Origin of the sequence: Pseudomonas sp. MIL9 (assembly GCF_016887925.1) — a bacterium.
GTDB classification, from domain to species: domain Bacteria; phylum Pseudomonadota; class Gammaproteobacteria; order Pseudomonadales; family Pseudomonadaceae; genus Aquipseudomonas; species Aquipseudomonas mohnii.
This window is the reverse complement of record NZ_JAFEHE010000002.1, coordinates 157,293-177,643: the sequence shown is the minus strand read 5'-3', so window position 1 is coordinate 177,643 and position 20,351 is coordinate 157,293. Positions and strand designations below refer to the sequence as shown.

The 20,351-nt window shown below is 63.1% G+C and carries 16 protein-coding genes; 4 read left to right on the top strand and 12 right to left on the bottom strand.

All coding sequences use genetic code 11. The features are described from left to right. Positions 1-20: 20 nt before the first annotated feature. A complete protein-coding gene (locus tag JQF37_RS02815; protein ID WP_130204347.1) occupies positions 21-1,208 on the bottom strand; it encodes an acyl-CoA dehydrogenase family protein in 1,188 nt (395 codons plus the stop codon). 237 nt (positions 1,209-1,445) lie between these two features. On the opposite strand from JQF37_RS02815, the gene JQF37_RS02810 reads away from it, so the two are divergent. From JQF37_RS02810 to dmpG, 4 genes are all read left to right on the top strand, one after another. Beyond that, positions 1,446-2,219, top strand: coding sequence for a glucose 1-dehydrogenase (locus JQF37_RS02810; RefSeq protein ID WP_130204346.1), 774 nt, complete (start codon positions 1,446-1,448; stop codon positions 2,217-2,219). A gap of 74 nt (positions 2,220-2,293) precedes the next feature. Continuing rightward, positions 2,294-3,085, top strand: coding sequence for a fumarylacetoacetate hydrolase family protein (locus tag JQF37_RS02805; protein ID WP_130204345.1), 792 nt, complete (start codon positions 2,294-2,296; stop codon positions 3,083-3,085). 31 nt (positions 3,086-3,116) lie between these two features. Then, entirely contained in the window at positions 3,117-4,043 is a 927-nt protein-coding gene (locus tag JQF37_RS02800; protein ID WP_130204344.1) for an acetaldehyde dehydrogenase (acetylating), read from the top strand. Between the two features lie 10 nt (positions 4,044-4,053). Then, entirely contained in the window at positions 4,054-5,082 is a 1,029-nt protein-coding gene (gene dmpG / locus JQF37_RS02795) for a 4-hydroxy-2-oxovalerate aldolase (RefSeq protein ID WP_130204343.1), read from the top strand. An 85-nt stretch (positions 5,083-5,167) separates the two neighbouring features. On the opposite strand, the gene JQF37_RS02790 is transcribed toward dmpG, so the two are convergent. The 11 genes from JQF37_RS02790 to JQF37_RS02740 form a co-directional block, all read right to left on the bottom strand. Beyond that, positions 5,168-6,001: an SDR family NAD(P)-dependent oxidoreductase gene (locus JQF37_RS02790; RefSeq protein ID WP_130204342.1), complete on the bottom strand. Its 834-nt coding sequence runs from the start codon at positions 5,999-6,001 to the stop codon at positions 5,168-5,170. Between the two features lie 11 nt (positions 6,002-6,012). Further along, positions 6,013-6,780: an SDR family oxidoreductase gene (locus JQF37_RS02785; protein WP_130204341.1), complete on the bottom strand. Its 768-nt coding sequence runs from the start codon at positions 6,778-6,780 to the stop codon at positions 6,013-6,015. Between the two features lie 225 nt (positions 6,781-7,005). Continuing rightward, complete coding sequence (locus JQF37_RS02780; RefSeq protein WP_130204340.1) at positions 7,006-8,241, bottom strand: helix-turn-helix transcriptional regulator; 1,236 nt, start codon at positions 8,239-8,241, stop codon at positions 7,006-7,008. Between the two features lie 183 nt (positions 8,242-8,424). Further along, positions 8,425-10,848 (bottom strand): efflux RND transporter permease subunit, encoded by a 2,424-nt coding sequence (locus tag JQF37_RS02775; RefSeq protein ID WP_130204339.1) that lies wholly within the window; start codon positions 10,846-10,848, stop codon positions 8,425-8,427. Between the two features lie 14 nt (positions 10,849-10,862). Beyond that, complete coding sequence (locus JQF37_RS02770; RefSeq protein ID WP_130204338.1) at positions 10,863-11,849, bottom strand: YCF48-related protein; 987 nt, start codon at positions 11,847-11,849, stop codon at positions 10,863-10,865. A 384-nt stretch (positions 11,850-12,233) separates the two neighbouring features. Then, positions 12,234-13,184 carry an OB-fold domain-containing protein gene (locus JQF37_RS02765; RefSeq protein ID WP_130204336.1) on the bottom strand — a complete coding sequence of 317 codons (951 nt, stop codon included), beginning with the start codon at positions 13,182-13,184 and terminating at the stop codon, positions 12,234-12,236. A gap of 4 nt (positions 13,185-13,188) precedes the next feature. Next, positions 13,189-14,400 carry a thiolase family protein gene (locus JQF37_RS02760; RefSeq protein ID WP_130204335.1) on the bottom strand — a complete coding sequence of 404 codons (1,212 nt, stop codon included), beginning with the start codon at positions 14,398-14,400 and terminating at the stop codon, positions 13,189-13,191. Positions 14,401-14,494: 94 nt separating this feature from the next. Continuing rightward, on the bottom strand, positions 14,495-16,165 hold the full coding sequence (locus JQF37_RS02755) for a DUF1302 family protein (RefSeq protein ID WP_130204334.1): 1,671 nt from the start codon (positions 16,163-16,165) through the stop codon (positions 14,495-14,497). A gap of 66 nt (positions 16,166-16,231) precedes the next feature. Further along, positions 16,232-17,317: an MBL fold metallo-hydrolase gene (locus JQF37_RS02750; protein ID WP_130204333.1), complete on the bottom strand. Its 1,086-nt coding sequence runs from the start codon at positions 17,315-17,317 to the stop codon at positions 16,232-16,234. Then, the gene (locus tag JQF37_RS02745; RefSeq protein WP_130204332.1) at positions 17,310-19,163 is read right to left on the bottom strand and encodes a long-chain-acyl-CoA synthetase; all 1,854 of its coding nucleotides are present in this window, start codon (positions 19,161-19,163) and stop codon (positions 17,310-17,312) included. Before JQF37_RS02745 ends, JQF37_RS02750 begins: the two co-directional genes overlap by 8 nt. Beyond that, positions 19,160-20,245 (bottom strand): alkene reductase, encoded by a 1,086-nt coding sequence (locus JQF37_RS02740; RefSeq protein ID WP_130204331.1) that lies wholly within the window; start codon positions 20,243-20,245, stop codon positions 19,160-19,162. The genes JQF37_RS02745 and JQF37_RS02740 overlap by 4 nt, the downstream gene beginning before the upstream one ends. Between the last annotated feature and the right edge of the window lie 106 nt (positions 20,246-20,351).

Sequence of the window (20,351 nt, the reverse complement as noted above, 5' to 3'; positions counted from 1 at the left end):
TCGAAACGGGCGGCGAGGCCTCAGACGTAAGGGTCCGGGTTGGGCAAGCCCAACATCACGGCGCCATAGCTGCGCCCGTAAGCCATGTAGTTGTTCGCAATGTGCCCGCGCGCCTGGTGCAGGTCGCGGAACAGCCGCGCTACAGGGTTGGTGTTGTACAACCCCGAGGCAGCCATGCTGCGCAGCAGGTCGTTGACCCGATCGGCGCAGATGTTGGTCACGTAGGCCGACTGGTAGCGGTACAGCAGGCGGGTCTCGGTGTCCGGGTACTCGCCGGCCCGGGCCAGCGTCATCAGGTGCTCGTAGTTGCGCTCCAGCACCAGGCGCAGACTGTCGACGGTGATCATGGCTTCGGCCACCGCAGTTTGCGCCACCGGATCGTCAGCGGTGCGGGCACCGTGCTTGCCGATGTGTTTGGCGGCGTTTTCGCGGAACTCATTGATCGCCCCTTGCAGGGCGCCGATGGCCGAAGTCGAAACCGCACGGGAGAACACCTGGGCGAAGGGAATCGCATAGATCGGATTGGTATTGACCAGGCGTCCGGGGGTCGCTTCGAGGGTCCAGTTATTGGTGCGTTGCACACGATGGGCCGGGACGAACGCATCCTCGACCACGATGTCGTGGCTACCGGTGCCGCGCAAGCCCAGCACGTCCCAGTTGCGCTCGATCTGGTAATCGCTACGGGGCAACAGGAAGGTGCCGTGCTCGGCGGCATAGTCGCCATCGGGCGGCAGGATACCGCCGAGGAGTATCCATTGGCAGTGTTCGCTGCCGCTGGAGAAACTCCAGCGCCCGCTGATGCGGTAACCGCCCTCCACCACCGTGACCTTCGCCGCCGGCATATAGGTCGAGCAGATCAACGTGTTGTGGTCGTCGGCCCAGACTTCGCGTTGTGCCTCGATCGGATAACGTGCCAGCTGCCAGGGGTGCACCCCCATCACGCCGTAGATCCAGGCCGTGGACATGCACCCCTCGGCCAGGATGGTCTGGATTTCGAAGAAGGTGCGCGGGTCCACTTCATAACCACCGAATGCCCGTGGCTGCAAGGCCCGCAGCAGACCGGCGGCCTGCAATTGCGCAACGCTTTCTTCAGGCACCTTCAAGTCCTTTTCGGCCTGCGCCGTACGTGCCTTGAGTGCCGGCACAAGGCTGCGTGCACGTTCAAGCAGATCACGTTCGTCCTGGGTCTTTTCTCGCATGCTGTGCATCACTCAATTCTCCCGATCTCACTGCGCCACTGCGCGAACTGTGATGGATCATCGGGTTGAGCGAGCAATCATTCATCGTCAAAGCGGACTAGGGCGTGCGAGCCGGTGGCACCCTGCTTATATGGGCGAAGAGCGATGATGCGGCCGCCGCGGCGCTAGTCCGTTGAGACGATGCCTTGCCAGGCCACCACAGCGATAGTGACCCCATCCATAGTCGACCCCACGGAGCAAGGGCCCATGAGTATTTTGCAGCGTTTCCACCTGGACGGCAGCGTCGCCATCGTCACCGGCAGCGGCCGTGGCATTGGTCGAGCGATTGCCCTGGCGTATGCCGAAGCGGGCGCCGATGTGGTGTGCTCGGCACGCTCGCTGGACGAGGTGCAGGCGGTGGCCGATGAGGTGCGCAGCTTTGGTCGGCGCGCCCTGGCCGTCGCCTGCGACGTCAACGATGCCGAGCAGCGCCGGATACTGGTTCGCCAGAGCGTCGAGCACATGGGCCGAATCACCCATCTGGTCAACAACGTGGGCGGCGGCGGGCCGAATGATCCGCTGGAAATGACGCCCGAAGACTTTGCCCAGGTGCTGAATTTCAACGTCGCCACCACCTACGCCTTCTGCCAGTTGTGTGTCCCGCTGATGCGCGAGGCCGGTGGCGGCAACATCATCAATATCAGCTCGGTGGCGGCGCGTTACGCCCAGCGCCATTTCAGCGCCTACGGCACGGCCAAGGCGGCCCTCAGCCACCTGACCCGTCTGCTGGCCCAGGACTTTGCTCCGCAGATCCGGGTCAACGCTGTCGCCCCGGGACCCACCCTGACCGAAGCACTCAACGGCGTAATGCCGACGACCATGCGCCAGGTCATGGAAACCAACACCCCGCTCAAATGCCTCGGAACCCCGCAAGACATTGCCGCCGCCGCACTCTATCTGGCCAGCCCTGCTTCAGCCTGGGTGACCGGCAAGATCATCGATGTCGATGGCGGTGCCGACTCGTCGGTCTGGCCCGGCTGAACCGACACCTTTGCGCCTGCACCGGTTTGCTGTCGGGGCAGGCTTTTTTCTTCCTGCCATCTGGAGCCCTCACCATGGATGCCCATTTGATCACCGCGCTCGGTGATGAGCTGTTCAACGCCTTGCGCAATCGCCAGACACTCGCGCCCCTGACCCGTCGCTACCCAGAGATCACCCTGGAGCAGGCCTATCGGATTTCCCTGCAGTTCCTGAAACGCCGCGAAGCCCTCGGCGAACGGGTGATCGGCAAGAAAATCGGGGTCACCAGCCGTGCCGTGCAGGAGATGCTCGATGTCCACCAACCGGACTTCGGTTTCCTGACCAATGCCATGCAAGTCGAGGTCGCCAGCGATGTCAGCCTGGCTCGCTACAACCTGATCCAGCCCCGTGCCGAAGGCGAAATCGCCTTTATCCTGGGTGAAGACTTACAGGGCCCGGGGATCAGCGCCGAGGACGTGCTGGCCGCGACCCAATCGGTGGCACCCTGCTTCGAGATCGTCGATTCGCGAATCGACGACTGGCAGATCCGCATCCAGGACACCGTGGCCGATAACGCCTCGTGCGGCGTATTCGCCCTCGGGACACAGCGCATCGACCCGCGAGAGCTGGACCTGGCCGCCGTACACATGCAGCTGCTCAAGAACGGTCAGCCGGCGGGCTCGGGCCTGGGTTCGGCGGTGCAAGGCCACCCTTGCGCGGCGGTGGCCTGGCTGGCCAATACCCTGGGCGAACTGGGCATTCCCTTTCGTCGCGGCGAAATCATTCTCTCGGGCGCCCTCGCACCGCTGGTGCCTGTGGTCGCCGGAGACCATATCAGCCTGACCATGAGCGGGTTGGGCGAAGCCAGCCTGCGCTTTGTCCCTTGAACCACCCTTCCCTCCACTGGAGCCAGAAACCATGAGCAAAAAGATCAAATGCGCGCTGATCGGGCCGGGCAATATCGGCACCGACCTGCTGTACAAGCTGATGCGCAGCGAAGTACTGGAACCGGTATGGATGGTCGGCATCGACGCCACTTCCGAAGGTTTGGCGCGGGCTCGCGAGCTGGGCCTGAAAACCACCGCCGATGGCGTTGACGGCCTGTTGCCACACGTCATTGAAGACCAGATCCAGATCGCCTTCGACGCCACCTCGGCCTATGTGCACGCGCACAACTCGCGCAAGCTCAATGCCCTGGGCGTGTTGATGATCGACCTGACCCCGGCGGCCATCGGCCCCTATTGCGTGCCACCCGTCAACCTCAAGGCCCAATTGGGGCTGGGTGTGATGAACGTCAACATGGTCACCTGTGGTGGCCAGGCCACCATTCCGCTGGTGGCGGCAGTGTCCAGCGTGCAGCCGGTCGACTACGCGGAAATCATCGCCACCGCCGCTTCCAAATCGGTCGGCCCCGGCACCCGGAAAAACATCGATGAGTTCACCCGCACCACCGCCAGCGCGGTGGAAAAGGTCGGCGGCGCAAAGAAAGGCAAGGCGATCATCATCATCAACCCTGCCGAGCCACCACTGATCATGCGCGACACCGTGCATTGCCTGACCGCCAGCGAACCCGACCAGCCGGCCATCACCGCCGCCATCGAGGCGATGATCAAACAGGTGCAACGCTACGTCCCCGGCTACAAGCTGGTCAACGGCCCGGTGTTCGACGGCAATCGCGTGTCGATCTTCATGGAAGTCGAAGGCCTGGGCGACTACCTGCCCAAGTACGCCGGCAACCTGGACATCATGACCGCTGCGGCGGCGCGCACCGCCGAGATGTTCGCCGAGGAAATCCTCAAGGGCGAGCTGGTACTGCAAGCCACCGCCCAACCCGCCCACGCATAAGGAGTCGACCATGGATCTTCGCGGCAAAAGCATTACCGTTCACGACATGTGCCTGCGCGACGGCATGCACCCCAAGCGTCATCAGATCAGTCTGCAACAGATGAAGGACATTGCCTGCGGCCTCGATGCGGCGGGCGTGCCGCTGATCGAAGTGACCCATGGCGACGGCCTGGGCGGCAGCTCGGTGAACTACGGGTTCCCGGCCCACACCGATGAAGAATATTTGTCGGCAGTGATTCCGCTGATGAAAAACGCCAAGGTCTCGGCGCTGCTGCTGCCAGGTATCGGCACCGTCGATCACCTGACCATGGCACATGAGCTGGGGGTCAACACCATTCGCGTGGCCACCCATTGCACCGAAGCCGATGTCAGCGAGCAGCATATTTCCCACGCCCGAGGGCTGGGCATGGATACCGTCGGCTTCCTGATGATGGCCCACATGAACAGCCCCGAAGGCCTGGTCAAGCAAGGCTTGCTGATGGAAAGCTACGGAGCCAACTGCATCTACCTGACCGACTCGGCCGGTTACCTGCTGCCCCACGACGTCAGCGCCCGCGTGGCGGCAATGCGCGCTGCCTTGAAGCCTGAAACCGAGATCGGTTTTCATGGCCACCACAACTTGTCGATGGGCGTGTCCAACTCCATCGCCGCGATTGCTGCCGGGGCCAACCGTATCGACGCCGCCTGCGCAGGCCTCGGTGCCGGGGCCGGCAACACGCCGATGGAAGTGCTGGTAGCGGTGTGCGACCGCATGGGCATCGACACCGGGGTCAGTGTGTTTGGCATTCAGGACGTCGCCGAAGATCTGGTGGTGCCGATCATGGACTTCCCGATCCGCAGCGACCGCGACGCGCTGAGCATGGGTTACGCCGGGGTCTACGGTTCGTTCCTGCTGTTCGCCAAGCGCGCCGAGAAGAAGTATGGCGTTTCCGCGCGGGAAATCCTCGTCGAGATGGGGCGCCGCGGGATGGTCGGTGGCCAGGAAGACATGATCGAAGACACTGCCATGACCCTGGCCCGTCAACGCAAGCAGGCGTGACACCGACGTTGATCGTTCGCACAACCGTGGGAACGATCAACGACCGCAGGCGCGAGGATTGCCTGCGAACCAACAGATCAACAGATCAACGCCAATCGGCGACGATGCCATGCTCCAATGCAAACGGCTGCGCAGCAATCGTGCGGCGTTGAAACTGCGGTGCCTGTTCGGACGTGGCCAGCCATAGCATGACCGCCGCCGGGACATGGGGTGGCGCACTGCCGGCGCGCAGCGCGATCAATCCCTTGTCGCCGATGGTGGCCTTGAGCGCTTCAGTGGTCACTACCCCCGGATTGAGGGTGTAGGCGCGGACGCCAAGATCACCCAACTCCGTGGCCAGCACGCCGGACAACCGCGACACCGCTGCCTTGCCAGCACCGTAGGCATAACCCCAGCCCCCCTTGCCCGCCGCCACCGGTGGGTCGCTTTCGCCGGCGCCCGAGGTGACATTGATCACCACTCCGCCGCCGCGCGTGACCATGTGTTCGGCCACCGCCCGGGTCAGCAGGAACGGCGTCAGGATGTAGCCCTTGAACATCCGCTCCAGGGTTTGCGCCTGCAGGTCCATGAACCCGGCATTGAGGTCACTGCCCTGATAGATCGCGTTGTTGATCAGCACGTCGATGCGCCCGTACTCGGCCAGTACCGCCTCGCAGGCGTCGAGCGCCGAAGCGCTGTCGAGCAGGTCCATCGGCACCACGAGAACGCGGCAACCGAGTTCGCGCAGCGCCTGGGCGGTGCCGTTGAGGCTGCCGGCCAGCGGCGCCCCGTCGGCATCGCGCAGGGCGTGTTCATGGTGTTCGCCTTCGTTGAGGGTACGGGCGCTGATTGCCAGGTCGAAACCGGCACGGGCGAACGCCAGTGCCGCCTCGCGACCAATACCCCGGCTGGCGCCGGTAATGAATGCCACTTTGTTCATGGGTGTTCCTTTTAGAAGCGCGAGGCGCGGACCATGGCGTCCATGCCGCCGTCGACGAACACCACGCTGCCATGGACGAACGAGGCTTGCGGCGATTGCAGGAAGGCCACCACCGAGGCGATCTCGTCAGGCCGGCCGGCGCGTCCCAGGGGGGCGACGAACTCGCGGGTCGACTTGCCGAAGCGTTTGTCATCCAGCGAGGCCTGGTGCAAAGGCGTCTCCACCGCACCGGGCGCTACCACGTTCAACCGCATGCCCTGCTTGCCCCAGCTGACGGCCAGGCGGCGGGCGTAGTGACTGATGGCGTATTTGGACGCGGCATAAGCGAGGTGAGGCTGGCCAAGGGTATCGGCCAACCGCAACGAATGGGCCTCATCACCGGCCAGCATCATTTCGATCATCGGTTGGCTTTCAGGAGTCGTATGAGTCGACGCGACCGAGCCGATCACCAGCGCCGCCGGCTGCCGACTCCTGGCCAGCGCGCCTTGCAAGCCATCCAGCAATTGACTGACCCCAAAGTAGTTGACCGCCAGGATCACCGAGCAGGACGGCGCCGTGACGCCGACCCCGGCGCAACAGATGAGCCCGTCGAGTACCCCGTCACACTGTTCAAGCACTTGCGCGATGGCGGCGTTGCGTCCCTGGGCGGTGGACAGGTTGGCGATCACTTCAGCGTCGCTGCGATCGATCCCGATGACCTGGTGTCCGGCTGCGCGCATGGCGGCGCTGACGGCGGCGCCGATTCCCGAGGCACTACCGGTGATGGCTGTAATAGGCATGGTGGTTCTCCGTGATAGGTCCACCCAGTATCGACAGGGCCATCGCGGGACGGCATCGTCTATGCGGACTAAAACGGGGCGGAGGTGAACCTGTTGCAGCGCGTTACCGGCCCCACCTGCAGGAGCGAACCTGCTCGCGAAGGTGAGAACCGTTGACGCGGGCTGTCTGAAAGCCCGCCGTGTCCTCGCATTTTCGCGAGCGAGCGCCTGCAGTGGTGGGCCCTTTTAAGCCTGGCGATAGACAGGCTCAGCCAGTTTCAGCGGCGGCACCTTGATTTTCTCGACAGCCTTCAACGCCAGCTTGGGTTTGCCCAGGGCCACCACGCTGTTAAGCAGGATGCGCACCAGCTCGGTCTGGCGGCGTACGCCAGTCTTGGAGAAGATGGAGCGCAAATGCGCCCGGGCGGTATTGCGACGGATGTTCAGGGCCTCGGCGGCCTCTTCCAGGGACAGGCCGTTGGTCAGTTCCATGGCCAGCGCCGTCTCTGCCTTGGTCAGGTTGAACAGTTGCTTGGTGACCGCCTCGCTGGCCAGGGATTTGCTCGCCGCGTCGCGGATGTACACCAGCGCCGCCGGCTGGCCCTTTTCCTCGGCCCAGTCCAGGGACGGAATCGACTCCACCACCACCCCCAGATTGACCAGCCCCGAAGGCCGGGTCACCGACATGGCTTCGGCACCTTTCGGTGCATCCGGGGCGAAAGCGCCCCGAATCAAGCGTTGCAGCTCGCGGTTGTCGCTGGGATAAGTCGCCTCCAGGCGCCCGCCCACCATTTTCAGGCCGTCCGAACGCGCGAGGATTTCCTGGGCCACCGGGTTGACCTGCAACACACTGCCGCTCTCGTCGAGCACCAGGGTGGCCACCGACAAACGGCTGATGGCCTGGGAGTACAGATCGCTCAGTGACTCGCTGCGGTCCAGAAGATTGTGCAACTGCAAGGCCCGGCGCAGGTGCGGCAGAAACATCGCGCACAGTGTCCGCTCCTGTGCGGAAAAGTTGGGTGAGCGCTTGGGCCGGGTGATGCGAAAGCGCACCTTGCCGCCGTCCGGGGTGGAAATGTCGGCACCCATCACATGATAAACGTCGTTGGGACCGCAGAATGTCTTGAAGTAGGCCGTGTGCTCCCACTCCGTGGAACTCATGATGTCATCGACGGTGAACACGCGATCCAGCGGCTGGTTGACGAACGGCGTGTTGGTCTGCGGGTACGTCATGTAGTTGACGTCACCGGCACCTTCGATATCGCCGGCGATGATCATCAGGCCCATGTCAGGCTGCTCTGGCACCCGCAAGATGAGGGTGACGTAATTGGCATCGTAGAGATTGAGCAGGCTCTTGAGGGCGTTGGCCATCAGTTTCGGATCGAGGGCGCCGTCGTAGACTTCGCCCACCAACTGGTTGAAACGTGTGAGGTCCAGGCCAAGACTCGCCAGGGCTTCATGGGTCAAGACAACATCTTGCATAGTCTTCTCCTCGCACGGGTAAGGACGGTGCCCTTCCCTTGTTATTTTTATAATTTCGGCTGGGGGGAACTCAGGGTTCCCCCTCTGGACTGCAACTGGCTCGCGGGCCCCGCAACAAGACCCGCACGTCAGTCTCCCTATCGTCAGCGCCGTCCACAAGAGGCCCGGCAGGTTTATTTTTTTCTATTGGGAATCACGCGCAGCCGGGCTGTCTTTGAGTCGGAACTGACCCTGTGCGGCCGGCGGCTGGCGCACGCGTTCGGAGACCAGCGGTCGCCCGCGGTTGAACCAGGCCGCCAGTGCCGGCAGGAGGAAAATCGCCCCCAACACGTTGACCAGGAACATGAAGGACAGCAATACGCCCATGTCGGCCTGGAACTTCAGCGGCGCGAATGCCCAGGTGCACACGCCAATGGACATGGTCACGGCCGTGAATACCGCCGCCGTGCCTCGTTGGCACATGGCTTCGTAGAACGCTTCGCGCAGGCTGGCGCCGCGCAGCATTTCGTGCTGAATGCGCTCATACAGGTAGATACCGTAGTCGACCCCTACCCCGACGCCCAGGGCCATCACCGGCAAGGTGGCGACTTTCAGACCGATCCCGAGCAGGGTCATCAGCGCGTTGCACAGGATCGCCACGATCGCCAGCGGTACCAGAATGCACAGCACCGCGCGGATCGACAGGAAGGTCAGCCAGCAAAACAGCGCCACCGAACCGAACAGCGCCCCCAGCATGATGACTTCTGCGCGCTTGACGGCTTCGTTGGATGCCGCCATCACGCCGACATTGCCACCGGCCAGGAGGAATTCGACCTGCGGCGAGTTGACCTCGGCAATGATCCGCTTCGCCTCATTGATCGCATGGCTCACTGTGCTGCCTTCGTGGTCGGTGAGGAACACCAGGATCTGCATCTGCTGGCAGCCGTCGGTCACCAGGCCGTCGTCCGGTATATAAGCCCTCGCGCCCTGACTGAGGCCCCGGGACGAACCGGGGATCGCCGCCCAGCGCGGATTGCCTTCGTTATTGCCGGCGATCACCCGCTTGCCCATGTCCGCCACGCTCTGGATCGACTGCACACCGGGGACTGTGCGCATGCGGAAATCGAAGGCCTCCACCGCGCGCATCACCGCCGGGGAAAGACAGCCTTCCTCGACGCCCTTGACCTGGACGAACACCGACATCACATCGAGGCCGATCGCGTAGCTGTTGATGATCTTGCCGTTGTCCAGGTTGTAGCGCGAATCGGCACGCAGCTCTGGCGCACCCGCGCCGACATCGCCCACCGCCAGGTCGCGAGCCTTCCAGGCCCCGGCCGCCAACAGCAACAGGCTGATGGCAAACACCCCCAGCGCAGGCCCCGGTTCTGCGAGTGCCGACAGGCGCCACCACAGGCGGTGCTTGCCTTCCGGCCTCGATTGCGCCCGGCGCAACAGCGCGGGTTCCAGGTGCAACCAGGAAATGATGATCGGCAGCATGAGTTTGTTGGTGACGATCATCAGGATCACGCCGATGCAGGCGGTTACCCCCAGTTCGTGGACGATCGGGATGTCGATCAGCATGATCACCGCGAACCCCAGGGCATTCATCAGCAAGGCCAGGGAACCGGGGATGAAAATCTTGCAGAATGCCGTGCGCGCCGCGACCAGTGAGCTGCTCCCGGCCAGCACGTCCTGCTTCCAGGCGTTGGTCATCTGCACCGCATGGGACACGCCGATGGAAAAAATCAGGAACGGCACCAGGATCGACATCGGATCGATGCCTAACCCCAGCAGCGGCAACAGGCCCAGCAGCCAGACCACCGGCAGCAACGCCACCACGAGGGCCACCACCGTCAGGCGCAGGGAGCGCGAATACAGCCACAACAGCAGACCCGTGATCACGAACGCCACGACAAAAAAGCCGATCACCGTATTCAAGCCTTCGACCACGTCGCCCACCAGTTTGGCGAAGCCGACGATATTGATCTCGATATCCGGGCTGTTGTACTTGGCGCGGATCTCTTCCAGGCGCTTGGCGATCTCGACATAGGACACCGGCTTGCCGGTCATGGGATCGGTGTCCTGCAGGTCGGCGCGGACCATCGCCGACTTCAGGTCATTGGCCACCAGGCGGCCCACCTGGCCGGAGGCCGCGGTGTTGCTGCGGACTTGCGCCAGGTCTTCGGCAGTGCCGCTGAAGCGCGGCGGCACCACCACATCGCCGAAGAAACCTTCCTCGGTAATTTCGATGTAGCGCACGTTGGCGGTAAACAGCGACGTCACGCTGGGACGGCTGACACCGGAGATGAAAAACACATCGTCAGTGACTTTGCGCAGGGTCTCCAGGTACTCGGCGTTATAGATGTCGCCCTCGCCTTTCCAGTGCACGCTGACCAGCAGACGGTTGGCGCCGGTGAAGTAGCGGCTGAACTTTAGAAAATTGACCATGTATGCATGGGTGACCGGGATCTGTTTGTTGAACCCCGGATCCAGCTGTGTGTGGGTGGCGCTGTAGCCCAGGCCCAGGGTGACCAGCACAAACAACACCAGCAGTCCCTTGCGCCAGGCCATCAAGTGGTCAGCGGCCGTTTCGACGCAACGCGTCACCCAGTGTTTACCTTGATTCATTGCCCGCCTCTCATTTACTGGGTGGCCTGTGTGGCCTCTAAAGCAGCGACGCTGCCACCTGACCCTTGCAGCACACCGCGCTCGCCGCCGACCAGCAGGCGTGAGCCGACCATCGTCGCCGAGGTCAGCGTGCCCAACCCTGCCAGACGGCTGACACCGAGCAACGCGCCCTGTGCATTCAGGTGTACTACCGAACTGCCGGCACCGACGATGACTAACCCTGAGTAGTCAGGCAGTACCACATGGCCATACAGCGGCAGTTGGTTGCCGAGGTTGATCCGGGTCCAGTTGTCGCCAAAGTCATGGCTGACGAAGACATGCCCGCGCATGCCATAGGTCACCCAGGTGTCCGCGCTCAAGCGCACGATGCCGAACAGCGATCCGCTGTAGAACGCCGGCATGGTTTGCCAGTGCTGGCCGGCATCGGCCGTGCGCAGTACCAGGCCCTGCTCGCCCACCAGCATGCGGCGACCATCGCTGCCGCCGGCCATGCTGTTAAGGTGCGCGCTGTCGATATCCAGGGCGTGGGGCGTCCAGGTCTGCCCGGCATCGGCCGATTGATAGAACTTGCCGAAACTGCCGAAGGCCATGACCTTGTCGCCGCCAGCGGTCCAGAGGCCCAGCAGCGGTTCGCCCAGGTCGGCGTCGTAGCGCGTTTCCTGCCAGTGGCTTCCGGCGTCCATGGAACGCAGGATCCAGCCGTCATGGCCGACGGCCAGCAAACGTTTGTCGTCCAGTGCCACCACGGCAGTCAACGTGGCGTTGCGCTGGGTCGCGACGCTGGCAGGCTGCCAACTGACGCCCTGGTCGTCACTGAGCAGGATGCTGCCTCGCTCACCTACGGCGACCACGCGCGAGCCAAGATTGACCAGACCGTTGATCTGCACACGGTCCGCACGCGTGGCCAACAACTCGGCCTGCGGCGCAGTTTTGGGGGAAAAGGTGTAGCCAATGGTCAGGGCGACCACCAGGCAGACCAGGTAACCGATCACTGAGCGCATGGGCAACGCTCCTGTTCGGGGCACGTTTGCATAGGGCAAGTCATAGGGCCAATCCTCTTGTTCTTGTCAGGCGCCAGGGCATGCGAGGCAAGCCACGTGGGCCACGCCTCTGAGGGGATACTCGGGGGTAGGTTCGTTTGAAACATCGTCCAAATGGCTTATGCAATGGCGCAAATGCCGTAGCGGACTTGGGAGGGAACGGCTTGCGCCGAACGGAGTGCCGACGAACGGACCTGACGGCCGATCCGCGTTCGCGGATGTACGCGCGCCCCCTTGCAGGCGCGAGGCTGCTCGCGAATAACGCCAGGACAACACGGGCATTCAGACAGCCCGCGTTATCGTTGACGACCATCGCGAGCAGGTGCGCGCCTGCTAAACCCACGATCAGGCGAGGTAGAGAATCACCAGGTCGTTGATCACCGACGGCCGATCCTGGCCAACCACGTGGGTGTTCAGTTCCAGGGTCAACTGGGTGCCGCGCGCGGAGATTTCGACTTTTTTCACCCGTGCCCGCGCATGGATGCGCGAGCCGGCCGGCACTGGCGCGGGGAAGCGCAAGCGGTCGGAACCGTAATTGATCTGGGTGCTGAAACCGGTGATTTCGAAACCCAGCTTCATTTTCATCCGCGACTGCAACACTTGCACCAGCGCGCCGTGGGCGATGGTGCCGCCAAACGGACTTTGCAGGCGCGCCCGCTCGGGGTCGGTGTGGATCCAGTAGTCGTCTCCCGACAGCTGGGCAAACGCATCGATCAACGCCTGGTCGACCACCACGACGTTGCTCCAGTCGCTGAACTGCTCGCTGACAAGGGTCTGCAAGGCCGGCCCGTCGTTGAGGTCGATTTGTCGGGCAGCCGGTTGTTCCGACGCCACGGGTGCCGGTTCACTTTCCTGCGCAGGCAGCGGTTCAAGGCTCGCCGCATCCTTGTCCACGCCGGTAAAGCGCAGCAGGCGGTTGCCCTTGGCGTCGACTTCGGCGAACACCGGCTGCAATGGCATGCCGATGCGGATTTCGTCCTCCGCCAGGCCTACCAGATTGGTGTTGATGCGCACACCCTGGGCCAGTTCGACCACCGCCAGTTTCTGCGGCATCTCGTCCATGAAGTCGGGCAACGTGGCGATGCGCGTCACGGTGTAGCTGTACAGCGTCGCGGTGCCATCGACTTCGCGCCAGGCCAGGTCATGTTCCAGGCAGGCCGTGCAATGCCGGCGCGGGTAAAAGTTCCAGTGCTCGCAGGCGTTGCATTGCTGGATCAACAGTCGGCGAGCCTTCAGGCCCTCCCAGAACGGTGCGGAGATCTGCGTCGCGACCGGCATCGGTTTGTTGTTGGACATGTGCTTATGCTCCCTGAAGTATCAATGCGCCCTGCTCGCTCATCACGCCACCGGTACCGGAGACGTAGACGTTGTCACAGCGCCCCAGTTGGCGTTCGCCGGCCGTGCCCGCGATCTGCGTGACCGCCTCGATCACCTGGCTCATGCCTCCAGCCGAAGCCGACTGGCCGAAACTGAGTTGCCCGCCGTGGGTGTTCATCGGGAAATCGCCGCGCCAGGTCAGGTCGTGCTCACGCACGAATGCCATGCCCTCGCCCTTGGCACAGAAACCGGCATCTTCCAGGGTCAGCAAGGTGGTGATGGTGTAGCAGTCGTAGATCTGCGCCGCGTCGACATCCCCGGGTTTGATCCCGGCCATGGCAAAGGCCCTTTGGGATGCAGGGCCAATCGGCGTATTGATCATGTCCTGGGCATAGGACGGCGACTTGAACGCCAGGTGTTCGCCAAACCCGGTAATGAACGCCGGACGTTTGCGGCACCGTGCCGCCACTTCCTTGCTGGTGATAATCAATGCGGCGCCACCGGCCACCGGCATGACGATTTCGAGGACGTGCAGCGGGTCGGCGACCATTTTGCTCGCCAGCACCTGTTCGATGGTCAATGGCTGGCCATAAAACATGGCCTGCGGGTTGGCCAGGGCATTGGTGCGCTGGTCGACGGCGATTTTGGCCATCGCTCGCTGGTCGTAATCGTATTGTGCGGCGTAACGCTGAGCGATCATCGCGTAACCGGTGTTCTGGCCCATGTGCCCGTATGGCAGGTCGAACTCGGCTTCAGGTGCGCCAAACGCCGTGCTGTGCCCGCCGTAGCGCATCGACCGGGCCATCCAGCCCGGGTCCTCGTCGGGGCCGAACGGCGCCATGCGTGCAGGGATGACGCAGAGCACGGCCTGGCACAGTCCCAGCTCGATCGCGGCGGCGGCGCGCCAGACCATGCCCACCGAGGTGCAGCCCCCCAGATCCACCACTTCCGCGAAGTTCAGGCGCAAGCCCAGGTATTCGGCAGCCATGGCCGGCACGAACACTGAGGCTTCATGAAAATGCGGGCCATTGATCACCAACCCGTCGAGGTCCGATGCCTTGAGTCCGGCATCCCGCAGGGCCTGGGCCGCCAGGTCGGCGACTTGCTCAAGGTGAAACATCTTGGGCGCGGTCGCGTATTTTTCCGGTTTGTATTGCGCAGTGCCAACAATGGCCGCGTGCCCTTTAAGCCCCATAGTGCCTCCCTGCCGAAGCGTACTCGCCACGGCGATTTCCAGTTGGTATAGAAGGTCCGGGCACGCGTGAGCGCCCCGGCCCTTGAGCGGTCGATCAGAAGGTGTACTTCATCGAGAACGTGGCGTAGTCGCGGTCTGCAAAGGGACGCTTGATCGGGTCGGCTTCACCCAGGTAGGCGATGTACTTCAATCCGAGTTCCAGGTTGCTCAGGTACTTGAAGGTCGTCCCGGCGCTCAGGCGTCGGTCTCCCTGGATACCGGAGATACTGCCGGCCATGGGCGTCGATCCGCTGAAGACGTTGGAGAAGCTGAAGGGGACTTCCAGATCCCAGCCTTGGAAAACTCCCGGATAACTGAACGATGCGCCCACGGTGTAGGCACTGGAGGACTTGGTGCGCATGCCTGCGCTGGTGTTGTAGGTATAGTCATCGGAAGGCGCCACGAGATTGGCCACGGAAGGCAGCAGGTTCAGGCCTTGCAGGTTGGGGGCCGCCGAAACGGATTCAACGCTGTCGACCTGCACGCGAATGATTTCGCCAGTCAGAGTGGTCTGGCTGGCCCAAGGGCGGTCGCCCAGGATGCGCATCGCCGACAATTGCATCTGCTGACCCTTGCCCCGGGCCGGAACCGCGCCAAGACCGGTATTGACCATCACCGGCGCGCCGTCACGGTACGACCATTCGGCACCGACCTGGGTATCGCCAAGCTTGGTCGAGGCGCTGATGCCGGTCAGCTTGATGTCCTCGAAGTACTTGATCCGGTAACCATTGGACGTGAAGGCGTACCGGCCGCCGCCGACCGGTAACGGGTCGTAGCCGACCAGTGCGGTGGCCGGGTTCTTGTCGTGATAGTTGACGTGGAACAGCGACAGTTCCAGGGCCGGCACCGGACGGTAACGGACTTGCACACCCCACTGGCCGCCATCGCGCGGTTCGTCGGTGCCGCGATAAGCGATCTTCTGGCCGTTTGCATAAATGAACTCGCGACCCGGCCCGACCACATCGCTGCTCGACAGGTAGCTGCCCACCGGCGGCAACTCGGTGCCCTTCCATTCATATTGCACATAGGCACCGAAGGTGATGCTGGGATTGAGGCGGAACGAACCGGAGAACTGGCCCACCGGCAACAATACTTCCTTGACTTCCACCCCCGGCTGGGACGCCTTGACGGCGTCGGAAGGGTTCTGCACGCCATTCACACCCGGGTAATACAGGCTTTCGCCCCAGGACTCGATATGCCGCCCGGCCTTGACGTCGAGCATGGTGTTGTTATCGAAGCGCCAGCCACTGAACACATAGGCATCCAGCAAACGGGTCCGGCCACCGCTGTAATAGCGGGTGTCACTGGTGAACTCGTCGTTGCGCCCGGTCTTGTTGACCGTGCGGGGGGAATCGTTATCGTTTTCCCGGTGGTAGACGTCATCGTAGAAGGTACTGCCGCGCACCACTGCGCCATAGTTATCCTTGCGCAGAATCATTTCGCCGAGCGCGCCCACACGATTGGTCGTCAGGCTGCCACTATCGAAGTTGCGATTGGCGTCGTCAGCGTTGACGTTGCTCAGCAAGCGATTGCTTTGCTCGCCAGTGCGCACACCGATGCCGTAGCTGGTAGTCACCGACCAGTCCATGGTCAACCCGTTGTCGAACTCGATTGTCTCTCCGGCCCATACCGGCGTGGTCGCCAGCGTAATCGCCGCCGCCAGGCTGCCGAGCTGGAACGCGCCCGAAACCATGACCGTAGAGTTATTGTTGTTTTTGTTGATCACACTTTCTCTCCTCTAGGGCAGCCGAAAGCTGCCTGGAATGTTCAACACTGCCGCCGTGCCGCCCGCTCAGAACACCTTGAGTGGTGTCGTTGCGCACGCTCCCCTTACAGCGCGCCGGTAGCGATATCGCCCCCGGTCCTCTTCCCGCACCAGCGACCCTTCGGCCACCAGGTAGTTGGCATGCGCCAACGTTTCGCCAAGTGCCATCAGTTCGTCGAAACGACCGGACAACCTGGTGAATAAAATGGCCATCAGTTCGAGAGCCGTGCGCGGCTCATCACAGTTGGCCAGCAGCAGCGCCAGATGCGCCCGGTGATGCGCCTCCAGTTGATCCAGGCGCTGATGCAAATTGAAGAAAGGTCGCTCGTGGGCCGGCAGTACCAGCACGCTGTCGGGCAAGGCGCGCAAATGCTCGATGGACTCGAGCCAGTCGCGCAGCGGGTTGGCCAAGGGTTCGGTGGCATGCACGCCGACCGTGGAGGTGATGCGTGGCAGTACCTGATCGCCGGAGATCAGCAAGCCGCCATCGGCGGCGTACAGACAGGCGTGTTCTGGCGAATGGCCGCGACCGACGACCACTTGCCAGGTACGACCGCCGATTTCCAGGACGCTGCCCTCGCGCAGACGGCGGTAATGGTTCAGGGGCGCGGGCAGGAAATGCGCATTGCTCATCACCCCGAACATTTCAGTGCTCTGTTCGTCGCTTACGCCGGCCTTGCGATAAAAATCGAGAAAGTCCCAACCCACCGGTTGGCCGGCGGGAAAACGCACATGCAACGACTGGAACTCGCTGGCGGTCATGTACACCGGGCACTGAAAGCGCTCCGACAGCCAGGCCGCCACACCGGCGTGGTCGGAGTGAAAGTGGGTGCAAACCACCGCCAGCAAAGGCTGGCCTGCACAGACCTCAGTCAACACCCGGTCCCAGACCTCACGGCTCTGTTCGGTGTTCATGCCGGTGTCCACCGCGATCCAGCCGTCGGTGTGGCGCAGCAGGTAGAGATTGATGTGGTCCAGGCGAAACGGCAGCGGCATGCGCAGCCAGAAAACCCCCGGCGCCACTTCGAGCACTTGTCCGGCTTCGGGCGCCTGCGGCCACGGATAGCGAAGGCCGCTGCGCAGTTCGTGACCGTTCTCGTCGAGATCAGTCATGGCTGGCCACCGCGAACGGTGCAAGACCGGCTCGCGTCAGGGCCTGCGGCGAATACGGCACATAGGATCGGGTGTGCTCGTCGCGGATGAACAGTGGGTCGCTGCAGCGTGTCGGACAGTAGCCCTGGCGCTGTAGATCGACCTTGCGCAACTTGAAGCTGGCGGTCAGGTCGGCCGTCCGGGCGACCCGCACGAATACCGGGGCCGCATAACGCGGCAGACGCGCCTCGGTCAGGGCAAACAGCGCGTCGGGATCGAAGGTCTGGCCCGGTTGCATCAGCACCGCCGCCATACCGGCGCGTCCTTCATGCCCCGGGACCTGGACGCCGTAGATGTTGATCAATTCAAGCCCTGGCAGATCGCTCAGTGCATCGGCGACTTCCTGGGTCGAAACGTTTTCGCTTTTCCAGCGGTAGGTGTCACCGATGCGGTCGACGAAATAGCAGTAGCCGTCGGCGTCTTCGCGCAGCAAATCACCGGAGCTCCAATAGGCGTCGCCCTCGCGCAGCACGTTGCGGCGGATCTTGCTCTCGGTGGCTTCGGCCGAGGTATAGCCCTCGAAACGCCCGCCGCCAATCTGCGGGTGATCGACGATAAAACCCATCGCCTCGCCGATCTCACCCACTTTGCAGACTTGATAGAAACCGTTTTCGTCCCGTGGGTGGCAGTCGTTCTCGACGTCGTAACGCACCAGCCGCAGGTTGGTCTTGTTCCAGTCCGGCACGCGACCGCAGGAACCAAAGTAGTTGTCGACGTTGATGACCGCGGCATTGGCCTCGGTGGCCCCCCAGCCCTCGAACACCTGGATCGGCCCGAAGCGTTCCAGCCAGCGCTGCCAGGTGTCCGGCGACAGGCCCGCGCCGAGCATGCAGCGCAGGGTGTGCTGACGGTCGTGGGCTTGTTGCGGTTGATTGAGCAGATAGCGGCAGATTTCGCCGATGTACTGGAAGATGCTAATCCGGTGACGGGCCACATCGTTCCAGAATTCGCGCACGCTGAACTTGCGGCGCACCACGATGGCGGCCCCGGCCCGCAACGCGGTGGAGGTCACTGAGGTGGCGGCGGCTCCGTGGTACAGCGGCAAGCAGCAATAAAAGACGTCGTCGCAAGTGGCTTGCAGGGTGACTTCCATCACATCGCCGGAGGACATCCAGCGCATATGGCTGTAGCGCGCCGCCTTGGGCAAACCGGTGGTACCCGAGGTGAAGATCAGCAGGGTTGGCGTCTGCGCATCGATGTGCGCGCGGATATCACGGGGGAACGGTGTACGCGGGGCTTTTTCCAGGCGCGCATCGAAATGCCCGTCGATACCTTTGGGCAGCGCTTCTGTCCAGGGATTTTCCGGGTCGCGGATCAGCCAGCATGGCAACTCCGGAAAACCTTCGGTGGCCTGTACGTTGGCCAGGCACTCTTCGCCGACAACCAGCGCCTTGGCGTCAGTGGTCTGCAACGCATGGAGCAGCGGGCGGCCGCTGACCTGGGTATTGATGAAGGCCACTACCACGCCCAGCTTGACCAGGCCGAACCAGGTACAGAAGAAAGCCGGACGGTTTTCCATGGCCAGGGCGCAGACATCGCCGGCACGCAGGCCATTGGCATAGAAGGTGTGGGCCATCTGATTGGCCCGCGCATCGACTTCGAGGTAGCTCAGGACCTGTTCGCCGTAGATCAGGAACGGGCGTTCGCCCTGTTCACGCGCCTGATACTCCAGGCGATCTGCCAAGGTGTAGAGGTCGCCCGGCTTGATCAGCCCGGCAGCCGCCGAGCGTTGATCCAGCAGCGCCTGGGTCTGCTCCCGTGGCACCACTTTGGTCGGCAGGACGCTGGTCAAGTCGTTCAGGTTCATTGCGCCATCTCCTGGGCGATCGCTTGATAGGCGGGGTAATCCGAGTAGCCAGCCGAGCCCGGCGTATAGAGGGTCTTGCGGTCGAAACCACTGAGCGGCAGGCCACGCCTGAGGCGCTCCACCAGGTCGGGGTTGGCAATAAAATGACGACCAAACGACACAGCTGCCCCCTCGCCCGACGCGAGAGCGGCGCTGGCCGAAGGGCCGTCGAAACCATCGTTGAGAATCAGTGCGTGAGGACTGTGCCGACGCGCCAGGGCAAAGGCGTCGAGGTCGGCCTGGGGGGAGCGCATGATGTGCAGATAAGCCAGGTCCAGTGCCGCCAGGGCTTCGCACAGGGCTGCAGCCGTGGCCGCCGGATCACGGTCGTCGATATCGTTGTAGGGGTTGCCGGGGCACAGGCGAAAACCGACTCGTCCGGCCCCGATGGCATCGGCCATGGCCTCGATCACTTCCCTGGCAAAACGCACCCGCCCCGCCACATCGCCGCCGTAGGCATCGTTGCGCTGGTTACTGCCCGACGCCATGAATTGCATGGGCAGATAACCGCTGGTGCAGTGCAGCTCGACACCGTCGAAGCCGGCCAGGCGCGCATTCAACGCCGCCTGGCGATAGTCATCGATGACCTCTTGGATGCCCTGCAAGGTCAGAGCTTCTGGCGTGTCGGTGTCCACCAGGCCCGCTACATCACTGAACACCTGGGTGCGCGCGCGCAGCGCCGAAGGTGCAACCGTGGCCGCCCCGGCTGGCTTGTTGTAGTGGCTGGCGGCACGACCGACGTGCATCAGTTGCAGGACGATGCGCCCGCCCTCGGCATGCACCGCCTCGGTGACCTGCCGCCATCCGGCGATCTGCTCGCTGCTGTAGATGGCCGGGGTGCGGCAGTAGCCCAGGCCGCTGGCGGAAGGTGCTGTGCCTTCGGCCACGATCAACCCGGCACCGGCACGCTGACGGTAATACTCGACCATGGCGCTGCCGGGCACTGCATCGGCAAGAGCGCGACTGCGCGTCATGGGGGCCATGACAATGCGGTTGGCCAGTTGCAGCTCGCCCAGGGCGACCGGCTCGAACAAGACGCTCATCTCAATTCCTCAGCTTCTTATTGTTTTCTGGCTGTCGAGGGGCTTGCCGCAACATGCGCAAGCGCTGACAAACCAGCGAATATGGGCTGAATGATTGACGTTGAAC